The 12,943-nt window shown below is 64.4% G+C and carries 11 protein-coding genes; 3 read left to right on the forward strand and 8 right to left on the reverse strand.

What is annotated here, in order from left to right:
* The 3 genes from C2I19_RS08710 to serS form a co-directional block, all read left to right on the forward strand.
* Nucleotides 1–795: BglG family transcription antiterminator (locus tag C2I19_RS08710; RefSeq protein WP_158253667.1), on the forward strand; the 795-nt coding region annotated here is incomplete at its 5' end.
* Between the two features lie 49 nt (nt 796–844).
* A complete protein-coding gene (locus C2I19_RS08715) occupies nt 845–2,176 on the forward strand; it encodes a replication-associated recombination protein A (RefSeq protein WP_103902317.1) in 1,332 nt (443 codons plus the stop codon).
* Nucleotides 2,177–2,178: 2 nt separating this feature from the next.
* The gene (gene serS, locus C2I19_RS08720; RefSeq protein ID WP_103902318.1) at nt 2,179–3,462 is read left to right on the forward strand and encodes a serine--tRNA ligase; all 1,284 of its coding nucleotides are present in this window, start codon (nt 2,179–2,181) and stop codon (nt 3,460–3,462) included.
* Between the two features lie 81 nt (nt 3,463–3,543).
* Here serS and C2I19_RS08725 read toward each other — a convergent pair whose 3' ends face one another.
* The 8 genes from C2I19_RS08725 to frdA form a co-directional block, all read right to left on the reverse strand.
* Nucleotides 3,544–6,063, reverse strand: a complete 2,520-nt coding sequence (locus tag C2I19_RS08725) for an EAL domain-containing protein (protein ID WP_103902454.1) — start codon at nt 6,061–6,063, stop codon at nt 3,544–3,546.
* A gap of 141 nt (nt 6,064–6,204) precedes the next feature.
* Nucleotides 6,205–7,521 carry a 30S ribosomal protein S12 methylthiotransferase RimO gene (gene rimO, locus C2I19_RS08730; RefSeq protein ID WP_103902319.1) on the reverse strand — a complete coding sequence of 439 codons (1,317 nt, stop codon included), beginning with the start codon at nt 7,519–7,521 and terminating at the stop codon, nt 6,205–6,207.
* A 367-nt stretch (nt 7,522–7,888) separates the two neighbouring features.
* Nucleotides 7,889–8,596, reverse strand: a complete 708-nt coding sequence (locus tag C2I19_RS08735; RefSeq protein WP_103902320.1) for a hypothetical protein — start codon at nt 8,594–8,596, stop codon at nt 7,889–7,891.
* Between the two features lie 246 nt (nt 8,597–8,842).
* Nucleotides 8,843–9,478: a hypothetical protein gene (locus C2I19_RS08740; protein WP_103902321.1), complete on the reverse strand. Its 636-nt coding sequence runs from the start codon at nt 9,476–9,478 to the stop codon at nt 8,843–8,845.
* A 182-nt stretch (nt 9,479–9,660) separates the two neighbouring features.
* Nucleotides 9,661–10,026 carry a fumarate reductase subunit FrdD gene (gene frdD / locus C2I19_RS08745; RefSeq protein WP_103902322.1) on the reverse strand — a complete coding sequence of 122 codons (366 nt, stop codon included), beginning with the start codon at nt 10,024–10,026 and terminating at the stop codon, nt 9,661–9,663.
* Nucleotides 10,023–10,421, reverse strand: a complete 399-nt coding sequence (locus C2I19_RS08750; protein WP_103902323.1) for a fumarate reductase subunit C — start codon at nt 10,419–10,421, stop codon at nt 10,023–10,025. Before C2I19_RS08750 ends, frdD begins: the two co-directional genes overlap by 4 nt.
* Nucleotides 10,418–11,164, reverse strand: a complete 747-nt coding sequence (locus C2I19_RS08755) for a succinate dehydrogenase/fumarate reductase iron-sulfur subunit (protein WP_103902324.1) — start codon at nt 11,162–11,164, stop codon at nt 10,418–10,420. Before C2I19_RS08755 ends, C2I19_RS08750 begins: the two co-directional genes overlap by 4 nt.
* Nucleotides 11,161–12,936, reverse strand: a complete 1,776-nt coding sequence (frdA, locus tag C2I19_RS08760; RefSeq protein ID WP_103902325.1) for a fumarate reductase (quinol) flavoprotein subunit — start codon at nt 12,934–12,936, stop codon at nt 11,161–11,163. Before frdA ends, C2I19_RS08755 begins: the two co-directional genes overlap by 4 nt.
* Between the last annotated feature and the right edge of the window lie 7 nt (nt 12,937–12,943).

A 12,943-nucleotide genomic window follows, 5' to 3' on the forward strand; every position in this document is an offset into this window, starting at 1 on the left:
GGCTACCTGGTGCTGCACATCGGCGTCGGGCTGGAGCGGCATTACCAGATCGGCTTCATCTACCGGCCGCAGGCGCTGCTGGTCTGCGACAGCGGCACCTCCACGCTGCGCATGCTGGAGGCGATGCTGCACCGCCGCTTTCCGCAGATAGGCATAGCCGGCGCGCTGAGCCGCCAGGAGTATGAAGCGTTGCCGGCGGTCAACGCCGATTTCGTGATTTCCACCGCCAGGCTTGAGGAAAAGAACCGCCCGGTGGTGACGGCGTCGCCCTTCCCCTCCGACTACCAGCTGGAGCAACTGGCGCGCATGGTGCAGCCGGACCGCAGCCGCTGCGCCATGCTGGAGCGCTACTTCCAGCCCGCGCATTTCCTGGCGCTGGACGAGCCCATAGCCCAGGACGAACTGTTTCGCCGCCTGTGCGGCCAGTTGCAGCGCGAAGGCTATGTCGGGCCGGACTATTGCCCCTCCGTGATCGAGCGCGAGGCCATACTCGGCACCATGCTGGGCGACGGCATCGCCCTGCCCCACTCGCTGGGTCTGCTGGCCCGCAAGACCGCCGTCTACACCGTGCTCGCGCCGCAAGGCGTAGACTGGGGCGATGGCGGCACCGCCCGCGTCATCTTCCTGCTGGCGATCAGCAAGGACGATTACGAAGAGGCGATGGTGATCTACGACCTATTCGTCTCGCTGATGCGCGAGCGCGCCTCGGCCAGGCTGCTGGCCTGCCGAGACTTTTCCAGCTTCAAGCAGGTGGCCATAGATTGCCTGGCCCGCCGCCAGGGCGCGTCCGGCTGAGCACAGCTGGTATACTGTTGGTCCGAATCACCGCCGCGTCCCTTAAGCCATGTCCGATCTTTTCTCCGTCGAACCGCAAAAACCGCTGGCCGAAGCGCTGCGTCCGCACGCGCTCGATCAGGTGATCGGCCAGCAGCATCTGATCGGCCCCGGCAAGCCGCTGAGCCTGGCGGTGGCGGCCGGCAAGCCGCACTCCATGATCCTGTGGGGGCCGCCCGGCGTGGGCAAAACCACCTTGGCGCGCATTCTGGCGGCCAGCTTCGACGCCGAGTTCATTCCGATCTCGGCGGTGTTCGCCGGCGTCAAGGACATCCGCGAGGCGGTGGAGAAGGCGCACGCCGTACTGCAGCGCTCCGGCAAGCGCACCATTCTGTTCGTCGATGAAGTCCACCGCTTCAACAAGAGCCAGCAGGACGCCTTCCTGCCTTTCGTCGAATCCGGCTTGATCACCTTCATCGGTGCCACCACGGAAAACCCCTCGTTCGAGGTCAATTCCGCGCTATTGTCGCGCGCCCAGGTTTATGTGCTGAACAGCCTGAGCGAGGACGAGCTGAAGCGTCTGTTCGAGCGGGCGCAAGCGGAAGGCGCCTTGGAAGGGCTGAGCTTCAGCGAGGCCGCCGTCTCCACGCTGACCGGTTACGCCGACGGCGACGCGCGCCGTTTTCTGAATCTCTTGGAGCAGACCCGCACCGCGGCGCAAGCGCGCGGCGTGACCGACATCGATCCGGCTTTCCTGGAAGACGTGCTGACGCTGAACGCTCGGCGCTTCGACAAGGGCGGCGACGCCTTTTACGACCAGATTTCCGCGCTGCACAAATCGGTGCGCGGCTCCAACCCGGACGCGGCGCTGTACTGGCTGTGCCGCATGCTGGACGGTGGCGCGGACCCGCGCTACCTGGCGCGCCGCATCGTGCGCATGGCCTGGGAGGACATCGGTCTGGCCGACCCGCGCGCGATGCAGATCGCCAATGACGCCGCGGCCACCTATGAACGCCTGGGCAGTCCGGAGGGCGAACTTGCGCTGGGACAAGCGGTGATTTATTTAGCGGCGGCGGCCAAGAGCAATGCCGGATACATGGCGTATAATGAGGCCCGCGCCTTCGTGAAACAGGACAAATCCCGTCCGGTGCCGGTACACTTGAGAAATGCGCCGACCCGCCTGATGAAGGAGCTGGGCTACGGCCACGCCTACCGCTACGCGCACGATGAACCCCACGGCTACGCAGCCGGCGAAACCTATCTCCCGGAAGGCCTGGAAGACATCGAATGGTACCGCCCTGTGCCGCGCGGGCTGGAAAGCAAGATTCAGGACAAACTGGCTTTTTTGCGTCAGCTGGATGCCGACGCCCAGCAAAATCCCGATAGTGAAAAACAGGAATAACCATGCTCGACATCAACTTACTTCGCAATGACATCGAAGCTGTCGCCGCCCGTCTGGCCGGCCGCGGCTATGCCCTGGACACCGCAGCTTTCAATCAGCTGGAATCCGAGCGCAAGTCCCTGCAATCCCGCATGCAGGAACTGCAAGCCAAGCGCAACGCCACGTCCAAGCAGATCGGCATCGCCAAGAGCAAGGGTGAAGATGTCTCCGCCATCATGGCCGAAGTAGCCACCCTGGGTGACGAGCTGAAAGCCGCCGAGCAAGCCTTCGACGGCGTGCAGGGCAAGCTGGACGCCTGGCTGATGTCCATCCCCAACCTGCCGCACGAATCGGTGCCGGTGGGCAAGGACGAAACCGACAACGTGGAAGTGCGCCGCGTGGGCGTGCCGCGCCAGTTCGATTTCGAAGCGAAAGACCACGTGGACGTGGGCACCCCGCTGGGCCTGGACGCCGAAACCGGCGCCAAGCTGTCCGGCGCGCGCTTCACCGTGCTGAAGGGCGACATCGCCCGCCTGCACCGCGCCATCGCCCAGTTCATGCTGAACACCCATACCGGCAGCCACGGCTACGAAGAGCACTACACCCCGTACATCGTCAACGACACCGCGCTCTTAGGTACCGGCCAGTTGCCCAAGTTCGCCGAGGACATGTTCAAGGTGACCCGCGGCGGCGATGAAGAAGCCGCGCCGCAATACCTGATCTCCACCTCGGAAGTGACGCTGACCAACACCGTCGCCGACACCATTCTGCAAGAGAGCGAGCTGCCGAAGAAGATGACCGCGCACTCGCCGTGCTTCCGCTCCGAAGCCGGCAGCTACGGCCGCGACACGCGCGGCATGATCCGCCAGCACCAGTTCGACAAGGTGGAAATGGTGCGCGTGGAGAAGCCGGAAAACTCCTACGCCGCGCTGGAAGAAATGGTGGGCCACGCCGAAAACATCCTGAAGGCGCTGGAGCTGCCCTACCGCGTGATCACGCTGTGCACCGGCGACATGGGTTTTGGCTCGTCCAAGACCTATGACCTGGAAGTCTGGCTGCCGGCGCAGAACACCTACCGCGAGATCTCCAGCTGCTCCAACTGCGAGGCCTTCCAGGCTCGCCGCATGAAGGCGCGCTACAAGGACGAAAGCGGCAAGAACCAGCTGGTGCACACGCTGAACGGCTCCGGCCTGGCGGTGGGCCGCACCCTGGTGGCGGTGCTGGAAAACTACCAGAACGCCGATGGCAGCGTGACCATCCCGACCGTGCTGCGCCCCTTCATGGGCAAGGACAAGATCGGTGGCTAAGCCCTAGCCTTCCCGACCGCAAAAGACCGGCCTCAAACGAAGCTGGTCTTTTTTTGCGCGCTGCTTCTGGCGCGGGCCGGCTCAGTGAGCGAGCGCCGGCTGGCTGGCCTGTATCGCCAGCAGCACCTCGAATTGGCGGGCGGGCATGGGCTTGCTGAACAGATAGCCTTGAGCGCAGTTGCAGCCCAGACCCTGCAGGAAGCGCCGCTGTTCCTCCTCCTCCACCCCCTCGGCCACCACGTCCAGGCCCAGGCTATGGGCGATGGAAACGATGGCGCGGGTAATCGCGGCGTCGTCGCTGTCGCGCGTGGAGTCCGCGATGAAGGAGCGGTCTATCTTCAGGCCGCGCACCGGCAGGCGCTTCAGGTAAGACAGCGAGGAATAGCCGGTGCCGAAATCGTCTATGGACAGGTAAATGCCCAGCGCCTGCATCCGGCGCAACATCTCCACCATGCCGCCGGCCTCGTCCATCGCCACGCTTTCCGTCACCTCCAGCTCCAGGTCCTCGCTGTCCAGTCCGTAAGCGCTCAACGTGTCCTCCAGCTGCTGGGTGAAGTCGCCGTGCTTGAGCTGGCGGCCGGACACATTGACCGCCACCCGCCCCGGCAGCAGGCCGGCGTCGCGCCAGCGGCGGGTATCGGCGCAGGCCGTGTCCAGCACCCAGTTGCCTATCTGCACGATCAGCGCGCTTTCCTCGGCGATGGGGATGAAGCGGTCCGGCGGCACCAGGCCCAGCTCCGGATGGCGCCAGCGCAGCAGGGCCTCCGCGCCGACGATGCGGCCAGAGTCCAAGGCCACCTTGGGCTGATACCACAACTCCAGCTCGCGCTGCGCCAGCGCGCGGTGCAGGCTGTACTCCAGCTTCAGCCGCTCCAGCGCGCGCGCGTTCATGTCCGCCGTGTAGAACTGGAAACCGTTCTTGCCGCTCTGCTTGGCGCGGTACATCGCGGTGTCCGCATGCACCAGCAGGGTGTCGGCGTCGCGGCCGTCGTCCGGGAACATGCTGATGCCCATGCTGGCGGAAACGAACATCTGCTGGCCGTCCGTGCCGGACAAGGCGGTGATGGCGTCCAGCATGCCCTGAGCGCGCGCCGCCACCTGGGATTCGCCCACCGCGCCCTCCAGCAGCACGGTGAACTCGTCGCCGGACAGCCTAGCCGCGGTCTCGCCGGGCTGCAATTGCGCCTGCAACTGGCGCGCGATGTGGATCAGCAGCTGGTCGCCGGCGTAGTGGCCCAGCGTGTCGTTGACCAGCTTGAAGCGGTCTAGGTCGATGAACAGCAGGGCCACGCCGTGGCCGCCGGCCTCCGCCCTGTCCACCGCCGCCTGCAGCCGCTCCAGGAACAGCGTGCGGTTGGGCAGGCTGGTCAGGGCATCGTGGTTGGCCAGGAAGTGCAGCCGCTCCTCGGCCTGCTTGCGCTGGGTGATATCGGAAAACACCGCCACGAAATGCAGGCATTCGTCGTCGGCGTCGCGTATCGCGGTGATGCTCAGGTGTTCGGTATACAGCAGGCCGCCCTTGCGCCGGTTCACCACCTCGCCTTGCCAGCAGCCGTCGCGCTGCAAGGTTTGCCACATATGGGCGTAAAACTCCGGCGGCTGGCGGCCGGATTTCAGCATGGCCGGCGTCTTGCCCAGCGCTTCCTCGCGGCTGTAGCCGGTGATGCGGGTGAAAGCGGGATTGACCGACTGGATCACGCCGTTGCGATCGGTGATGACGATGCCTTCCATCGTCGACTCGAACACCTTGTCCGCCAGCAGCAGGCTGCGCCGCGACTGCTGCAGCGCGTGATCGCGCTGGCGCAGCGCCTCGTTCAGCTCATGCAGGTATTCGTGCTCGATGCCCTGCACGATGTCGTCGAAACCCAGCAGCCGCAGCAGCTCGCCCTCTTCTCCGAATACCGCGAGGTGGCGGATGTTGTGCTGCTGGATCAGCCGCCGCGCCTGCAGCAGGCTGGCAGAATCCGGCACGCCGATCAACGGACGCCGACAACTATCTCCCAGCGTCGCCGGTTGGGCGTCGGCCGCCAGCCAACGCAACACGTCGCGCTGGGTGACAATGCCGAAGCCATCCGCCAACACCACGGCCAGCGCGGACTGCCCCTGCTCGCGCATGGCGCGCATCGCCTGCTGCGGCGAAGCCGAGGCCGGCAGCAACAGCGCCGGCTGGCCAGGCAGGTCGCGCACCCGCTTGACGATCAAGAAAGACTCCAAGCCCTGGTTGCGCACGATGTCGGTCAGGGTGACCATGCCTATGGGCGCGCCATGCTTCATCACCAGCGCGTGGCGCAGCTGGCGGTCGCGGAAGGCGCGCACCGCCTGGTCCAGCGGCATGTCGTACGGCAGCTCCACCACGCCGGCGCTGATGGCCTGCCCCACCGGCAGCTTGGGATCGCCGCGGCCCAGCGAAGCGTCCAGCGCGTCGGCCTCGGTCCAGATGCCTATGACCACGCCGCTGGCCTCGTCCCGCACCACGATTGAGCTGCAGCCGGCCGCCATCATGCGGCTGGCCGCCTCGCGTATCGGCAGGGTGGGTGGACAGCTGAGCAGGTCGCAGGAGGCGATCTCGGCTATCGTCTGATCGGGTTGGGACAGGGGCATGGCGATGGCTGCGTCATAATTCGTGGCGGCCATTATACCGTTAACCCTGCTGTAACAAGGGCCGAATCCATCAAAAAATTGTCCGACAAGAAAAATGGCGCCGGACATTATCCGGCGCCATTTCAGTTGGGCGGACTGCGCTTACTTGCGTACGCCCCATAGGTCATGCTCGCTGCAATCGACGATTTCCACCTGGTAGAACTCGCCCGCTTGCATGCCGGCGGCGTCCTCGACGAACACCAGACCATCGATTTCCGGCGCGTCGGCATAGCTGCGGCATACGGCCGTGCCTTCGTCGTCGATTTCGTCCACCAGCACTTGCAGGGTCTGGCCGAGGCGGCGCTCCAGGCGGCGGGCGCTGATCTCGGCCTGCACTTCCATGAAGCGCTCCTTGCGCGCTTCCTTCACGTCTTCCGGCACCGGGTTAGGCAGCTCGTTGGCGGTGGCGCCTTCCACCGGGGAATAAGTGAAGCAGCCGACGCGGTCCAGTTCGGCCTCGCGGATGAAGGCCAGCAGCTCTTCGAAGTCTTCTTCGGTCTCGCCAGGGAAGCCGACGATGAAGGTGGAGCGGATCACCAGCTCCGGGCAGATCTCGCGCCACTTCTTGATGCGGGCCAACACGTTGTCGCTGTTGGCCGGACGCTTCATCAGCTTCAGCACCTTCTGACTGGCGTGCTGGAACGGGATGTCCAGGTAAGGCAGGATCTTGCCGTCGCGCATCAGCGGAATGACTTCATCCACGTGCGGGTACGGATAAACGTAGTGCAGGCGCACCCAGATGCCGTGGCGGCCCAGCTCTTCGCACAGCTCGGTCATCCGGGTCTTCACCGGGCGGCCGTTGTGGAAACCCAGCTTGTACTTGGTGTCCACGCCATAGGCCGAGGTGTCCTGCGAGATCACCAGGATCTCTTTGACGCCGGCCTTGGCCAGGCTTTCGGCCTCGCGCAGCACGTCATGGATGGGGCGGCTTTCCAGATCGCCGCGCATGGACGGGATGATGCAGAAGGTGCAGCGGTGGTTGCAGCCTTCGGAAATCTTCAGATAGGCGTAGTGCTTGGGCGTCAGGCGCACGCCGATGTCCGGCACCAAGTCGACAAAGGGATCATGCGGCTTGGGCAAGTGGGTATGCACCGCCGTCATCACTTCCTCGGTGGCATGCGGACCGGTCACGGCCAAGACCGAGGGATGCACGTCGCGCACCACGTCGCCCTTGGCCCCCAGACAGCCGGTGACAATCACTTTGCCGTTCTCGTTCAGCGCTTCGCCGATGGCGTCCAGCGACTCCTCGACGGCGGAGTCGATGAAGCCGCAGGTGTTCACCACCACCAAATCCGCGCCATCGTAGGACGGAGAGATTTCATAACCTTCGGCGCGAAGGCGGGTCAGGATCTGCTCGGAATCGCTCGCGGCCTTGGGGCAGCCCAGCGAAACGAACCCTACGCGAGGGGTCTTGTTCATGTTTGAAATTCAGGCGTGAAGACAAAATCGCGCGATTATACAACGGTTTGCCTCACCGCATGCAGCCCATATCCGCAGAAAGGGCCAAAGACCCTCAATCGCGCCATGGCGGCGCATCGCGGTCGGGCTTTATGCAAAGGCATCGCAGACGGGGAAAGATGCTTCCACACGATCAAAAACAAGGGACGGTAATAGCCATGAAACGGCCACGCCGCCCTTGAACGCCAATCTGGCCTCTGCCGCCCAACGCGGAGGCGGCTTTGATCAAGCTGTCAGGCTTTCAAGCCTGACAGGCAGCGCGACCGTTGCAGTCGCTCCGATCAAAGCGCCGCCATGCCGGCATGCGGCGCCCAGCAACGCCGGCTTTTCAAGCCGAAGTATTCAGCAAGGCACCCACGCCCGCGCTGGTGCCTTGCTGATTTTTTTGCAGATCCTGACTCAGATTCTGCAGGAAAGTTTGCAAGGAGGACTGACTCTGGCCGCTGCCCCCGGCGCCCAAAGCCTGCTGCAGCGTTTGGAACGCCGTCTGCAGGGTGGAGGTTGCGCCGTTTTGCGTGCCGTTGGCGATATCCTGCAACAGCTGCTGCAGATTATTCTGCAAACCGCCATAGCCGCCGGACTGTGTCGTCCCGCCGGCCTGTGTCGCTCCTCCGTCCTGGTCCGGGCCGCCGCTGTCAGTATCGCCATCGTTGTCGCCGCCATTCGTTCCGGCGGCGCCCTCCTGGCGCAAGGCCTGGAACAGGGAGTGGATGAAGGCGTGCACCGCCTGCTGCTGATTGCCGCCAGCCGCGCTGACCGCGCCGCCGTCGGCGCTGTTGCCGGCGTTGCCGCTATCGCCGCCGCTGGCGGAAGGCGGTGAGGAAGACGGCGACTGCAATAGCCCGGACTGCTGCAAGGCCTGAAGCACGTCCTGCCCGAACTGCCCGCCGCCATGATGATGGTGGTGGCCTCCGCCCGCCCCCTGGACTGCGCCGCCAGCGCCCTGCTGCGACGGATCCGACGACAAGGTTTCCTGGATGTCCACCTGCGTGTACTGCAATGAAATTGAGCTGCTGCCCAGAGATCCGACTGACATGACGCTCTCCTTGACTAGACTCGACCACCTACCCAGCTTGCGCTGGTATCGGTATATCGGCCGCGCGTCAAACGGACTAAGCGGCAGAGTGCAAATTTCTGTTAAATAAGAAGATTTTCCGCTCGCCCCATCGCCGGCACGGATTCAGTATAGTCGCCAGGAAGCGCCTCGCGCTGGAGGGCCAAAGGAAACGGGCGCGGACAGCATCGCCGCCGCGCCCGTAAAGAACCGCCGCCCGCCGCCGACTCAGCTTTGGGTATCGACCAGCGAACCCGACCCTTGCAACGAAGCCAACTGGCTGTTTTGCAGGTTCATCAGATTTTTCATGAAGCTTCGCAACGCGGCCTCCGATGACGGCGCGCCGGCCGGACTGCCGCCCAGCGCCTGCTGCAAATCCTTGAACGCTTCGGTCAAACGGGTGGTGGCGTTATTGCGCACGCCGCTGCCCACATCCTGCAGCAAACGCTGCAAATTGCTTTGGAAGTCGCCGGAGCCGCCCGCGCTGGGGTCCTGCTGGCCAGCATAGCCGCCGCTGCTGAGGCTTTCCGCCTGCACCGAGCGGTACATTTCATTGATGAAGGTATTGAGCGCGGTCTGCACCTGGCTGCTGGGAGACGGCGCCAGCGCATCGAAACCCAATATGCCGGCCACCCTGGAATAGCCTGACATGCGGGAAGAGCCGCTGACATTGAAGCCCGTCAATTGCAGGGCGCTCACCACATTGCGGCTGAAGTCTATGCCGCCGCCGCTGCCCTGGTGCTGGTTACGCGGGGAGTCGATCTGCGCCGGCGGGTTGGCCGCGCCTTGCGCCGCCATCACGCCCGGCGCAGACACCGGCATGAAACGAAAAGAGTGAATGCTGTCCACCGCGCCTATCGTCATCGCCATCTCCTCGCGCAGACCTGGCTCAAATCCACGGCTCGCCACCGGGATATTCAACTCAGATCCACATGATTTTAAACAAAAACGCCAAGTATAAATACCATATAGCGCCGTGTTTACTATAAGACGGAAATTGTTTGTGTGCGAATTTTTTTGCGTATTCACCCTTACATGCGGGGTAGCTACGAGATAGTCGCCAATATGACCAATGCCGCCAGGGTTCCGGCGGCGGCCACACCATAGGTCAGCGCCTTGGCCAGCGCGCCCCCATGGATGCCCACATCGTGCAGACTGTGATAGATCCGGTGCGCGGCATGCCACAGCAGCAAACTGATCAGCCCCCACAACACGGCCTTGCCGATCAAGCTTTGCGCCAACGCCAGCATGCCCTGGTAGCTGACGGCCTTGGCCGGCAGCCAACCCAGCGGCGCGGCGAAGCCCGTGATAGCCACCAGCACCGGTCCGAACAGCGCGGCCAGCATGCCGCCTGCGCCGAACAGCCCCCAGAAGATAGGCGCATGGGAACGCTTCAATTGCCGATTTTTCATTGAGAGATCCCCCATACAATGCCCAGCAGGGCCAGGCTGGCCAGCAAGGTTGCGGCGAAGCCGCCTGCGGTGATGGCTGCCGCGGCCACCCGCTTGCCGCCGACGATGACCGGAGGAAGCGTGCGCGGCATGATCTTGAACCAGGTGTAGCTGTGGTAGCCGATCATCAGCAGCAAAATCAGGTGGAACAGTATGGACAGCGGACTGTGCAGCGCCGCGATGAAGCCGTTCCACGCCGCCTCGCCCTGGCTCAGCCGCCACAGGCCAAACAGCAACACAAAGGCGTAGCCGGCGACGAACAGCGCCGTGCCCTCATGGATCATGTACTCGATGAAATAAGGGTTCTGCTTCCACCAGCCTTCCATAGGCCGGACATAAGGCTTGCGCTTGCTCATTTGCATGCTCCCTTGGGCCGGGCGAAGCGCAGGAAATAGTCCTTGGCTACCGCCGTCTTGTTCAGGTTCACCGCATTGGCCGGGTCCACCGCCTTGGGGCAGACTTCCGAGCAGTAACCCACCGCCGTGCAGTTGAACACGCCCTCCTGCGCGGCCAGCAGCGCCATGCGCTGCTCGGACGCGCCGTCGCGGCTGTCCTGGTTGTAGCGGTGCAAGAGCGCGATGGCGCCGGGGCCGAGGAAGTCCGGATTCAGCCCATACTGCGGACAGGCGGCGTAGCACAGCAGGCAGTTGATGCAGCCGCTGAACTGGGCGTACCAGTCCATCTGCGCCGGCGTCTGCTTGTACTCGCCCTCGGACAAGGGCTTGTCTTCCTTGGGCACGATATAGGGCGTGATGCTTTCGAGTTTCTCGATGAAGTCGTCCAGCACCACCACCAGATCGCGCTCGATCGGGAAGTGGTTCAAAGGCTCGATGCGCACCTTGCCGGGGTAGTCGCGCAGGAAGGTCTTGCAGGCGAGCTTGGGCACGCCGTCCACCATCATGCCGCAACTGCCGCAAATGGCCTGGCGACAGGACCAACGGAAGGCCAGCGTGCCGTCGAGATAATCGCGGATGTATTGCAGGCCCTGCAGCACCGACATGTCGTCGCTGTACGGCACGTCGAAGCCTTGCAGCCACGGCTCCTGGTCCAGCTCGGGGCGGTAGCGCAGCACCTCGATATGGATGGTTTTGTCCGTCATGCCTGTTCTCCTTTTTCTGCGGCCACCCCCGCCGCGCCATAGGCGCGCACGCCGGGTTGGGACGTGGTGATCTTCACTTCGCCGTACTCGATGCGCGGCCCGGCATCCGGCTGATAAATGGCGTGGCTGTGCTTGAGGAAGTTGGCATCGTCGCGGGCCTCGTAACCATCCAGCCGCTGATGCGCGCCGCGCGACTCCTTGCGGTTCAACGCCGAATGCGCCATCGCCTCGGCCACGTCCAGCTGGTAACCCAGCTCGATGGCCAGCAGCCAGTCGCTGTTCCACACGCTGGACTTGTCTTCCACATTGACGTTCTGGAAGCGCTGCTTGAGTTCGGCCAGCTTGTCGCAGGTGGCGCGCATGCTGTCTTCCATGCGGTAGATGCCGCAGCCGGCCTCCATGGTTTCCGCCATTTCGCGGCGCAAATCGGCGATGCGCTCGGTGCCGTCCTTGGCCCTCAGCGCGTGCAGACGGGCCTCAGCCGCTTGCGCCTGCTTCAACAGCCCCTCGCGCTTGGCCGGCTTGCTGTCGCGGGCGAAGCGCGCGGCCTCGATGCCGGCCACCTTGCCGAATACCGACAGCTCGGCCAGCGAGTTGGACCCCAGGCGGTTGGCGCCGTGGATGCCGACGCTGGAGCATTCGCCTGCCGCGTACAGGCCGGGCATGGGCGCGGCGCAATGGCCGTCCACCAGGATGCCGCCCATGGTGTAGTGCACCGCCGGCCGCACCGGGATCGGTTCCTTGGCCGGATCGATACCGAGGAACTCCTCGGCCAGCTCGCAGATTTGCGGCAGCCGCTCGCGCAGCTTGGCGTGGCCCAGATGACGCAGGTCCAGATACACGGCGGAACCCCACGGTCCCTGCACGGTGCGGCCCTTTTGCTGCTCGTACCAGAAGGCCTGGCTCAGCCGGTCGCGCGGGCCCAGTTCCATGAACTTGTTGCGCGGCTTGTCCTCGGCCGGCCCTAGGCCGTAGTCCTGCAGATAGCGGTAGCCGTCCTTGTTGATCAACAGGCCGCCCTCGCCGCGGCAGGCCTCGGTGAACAACAGGCCGGTGCGCGGCATGCAGGTGGGGTGGTATTGGACAAACTCCATATCGCGCAGCGGCACCCCGTGGCGATAAGCCAGCGCCATGCCGTCGCCGGTGACGATGCCGCCGTTGGTGTTCTCGCGGAACACGCGCCCGGCGCCGCCGGTGGCCATGACCACCGCGCCGGCCTCGATCAGCACGCTCTCGCCGCTGGCGATCTCGATGGCCAGCACGCCGCGCGCCTGGCCGTCCTCGACGATCAGGTCGGCGCAGAAGTATTCGTCAAAGCGCTGAATCTGCGGAAACTGAATCGACGTCTGGAACAGCGTGTGCAGCATGTGGAAGCCGGTCTTGTCGGCGGCGAACCAGGTGCGCTCTATCTTCATGCCGCCGAAGGCGCGCACATTGACGCTGCCGTCCTCCTTGCGGCTCCACGGACAGCCCCAGTGCTCCAGCTGCACCATTTCTTCCGGACACTGGCGCACGAAATACTCCACCACGTCCTGTTCGCACAGCCAGTCGCCGCCGGCCACGGTGTCGTGGAAGTGGGCTGCAAAGCTGTCATGATCCTGCTTCACCGCCGCCGCCCCCCCCTCCGCCGCCACCGTGTGGCTGCGCATCGGGTAGACCTTGGACACCAGCGCGATCTTCAGCTTGGGATCGAACTGGGCGGCGGCGATGGCCGCCCTCAGGCCGGCGCCCCCGGCGCCGACAATCACTACGTCTGCTTGGCAGGTCTTCACGCGATTC

It is taken from the genome of Chromobacterium alticapitis (assembly GCF_002924365.1).
GTDB classification, from domain to species: Bacteria; Pseudomonadota; Gammaproteobacteria; order Burkholderiales; family Chromobacteriaceae; genus Chromobacterium; species Chromobacterium alticapitis.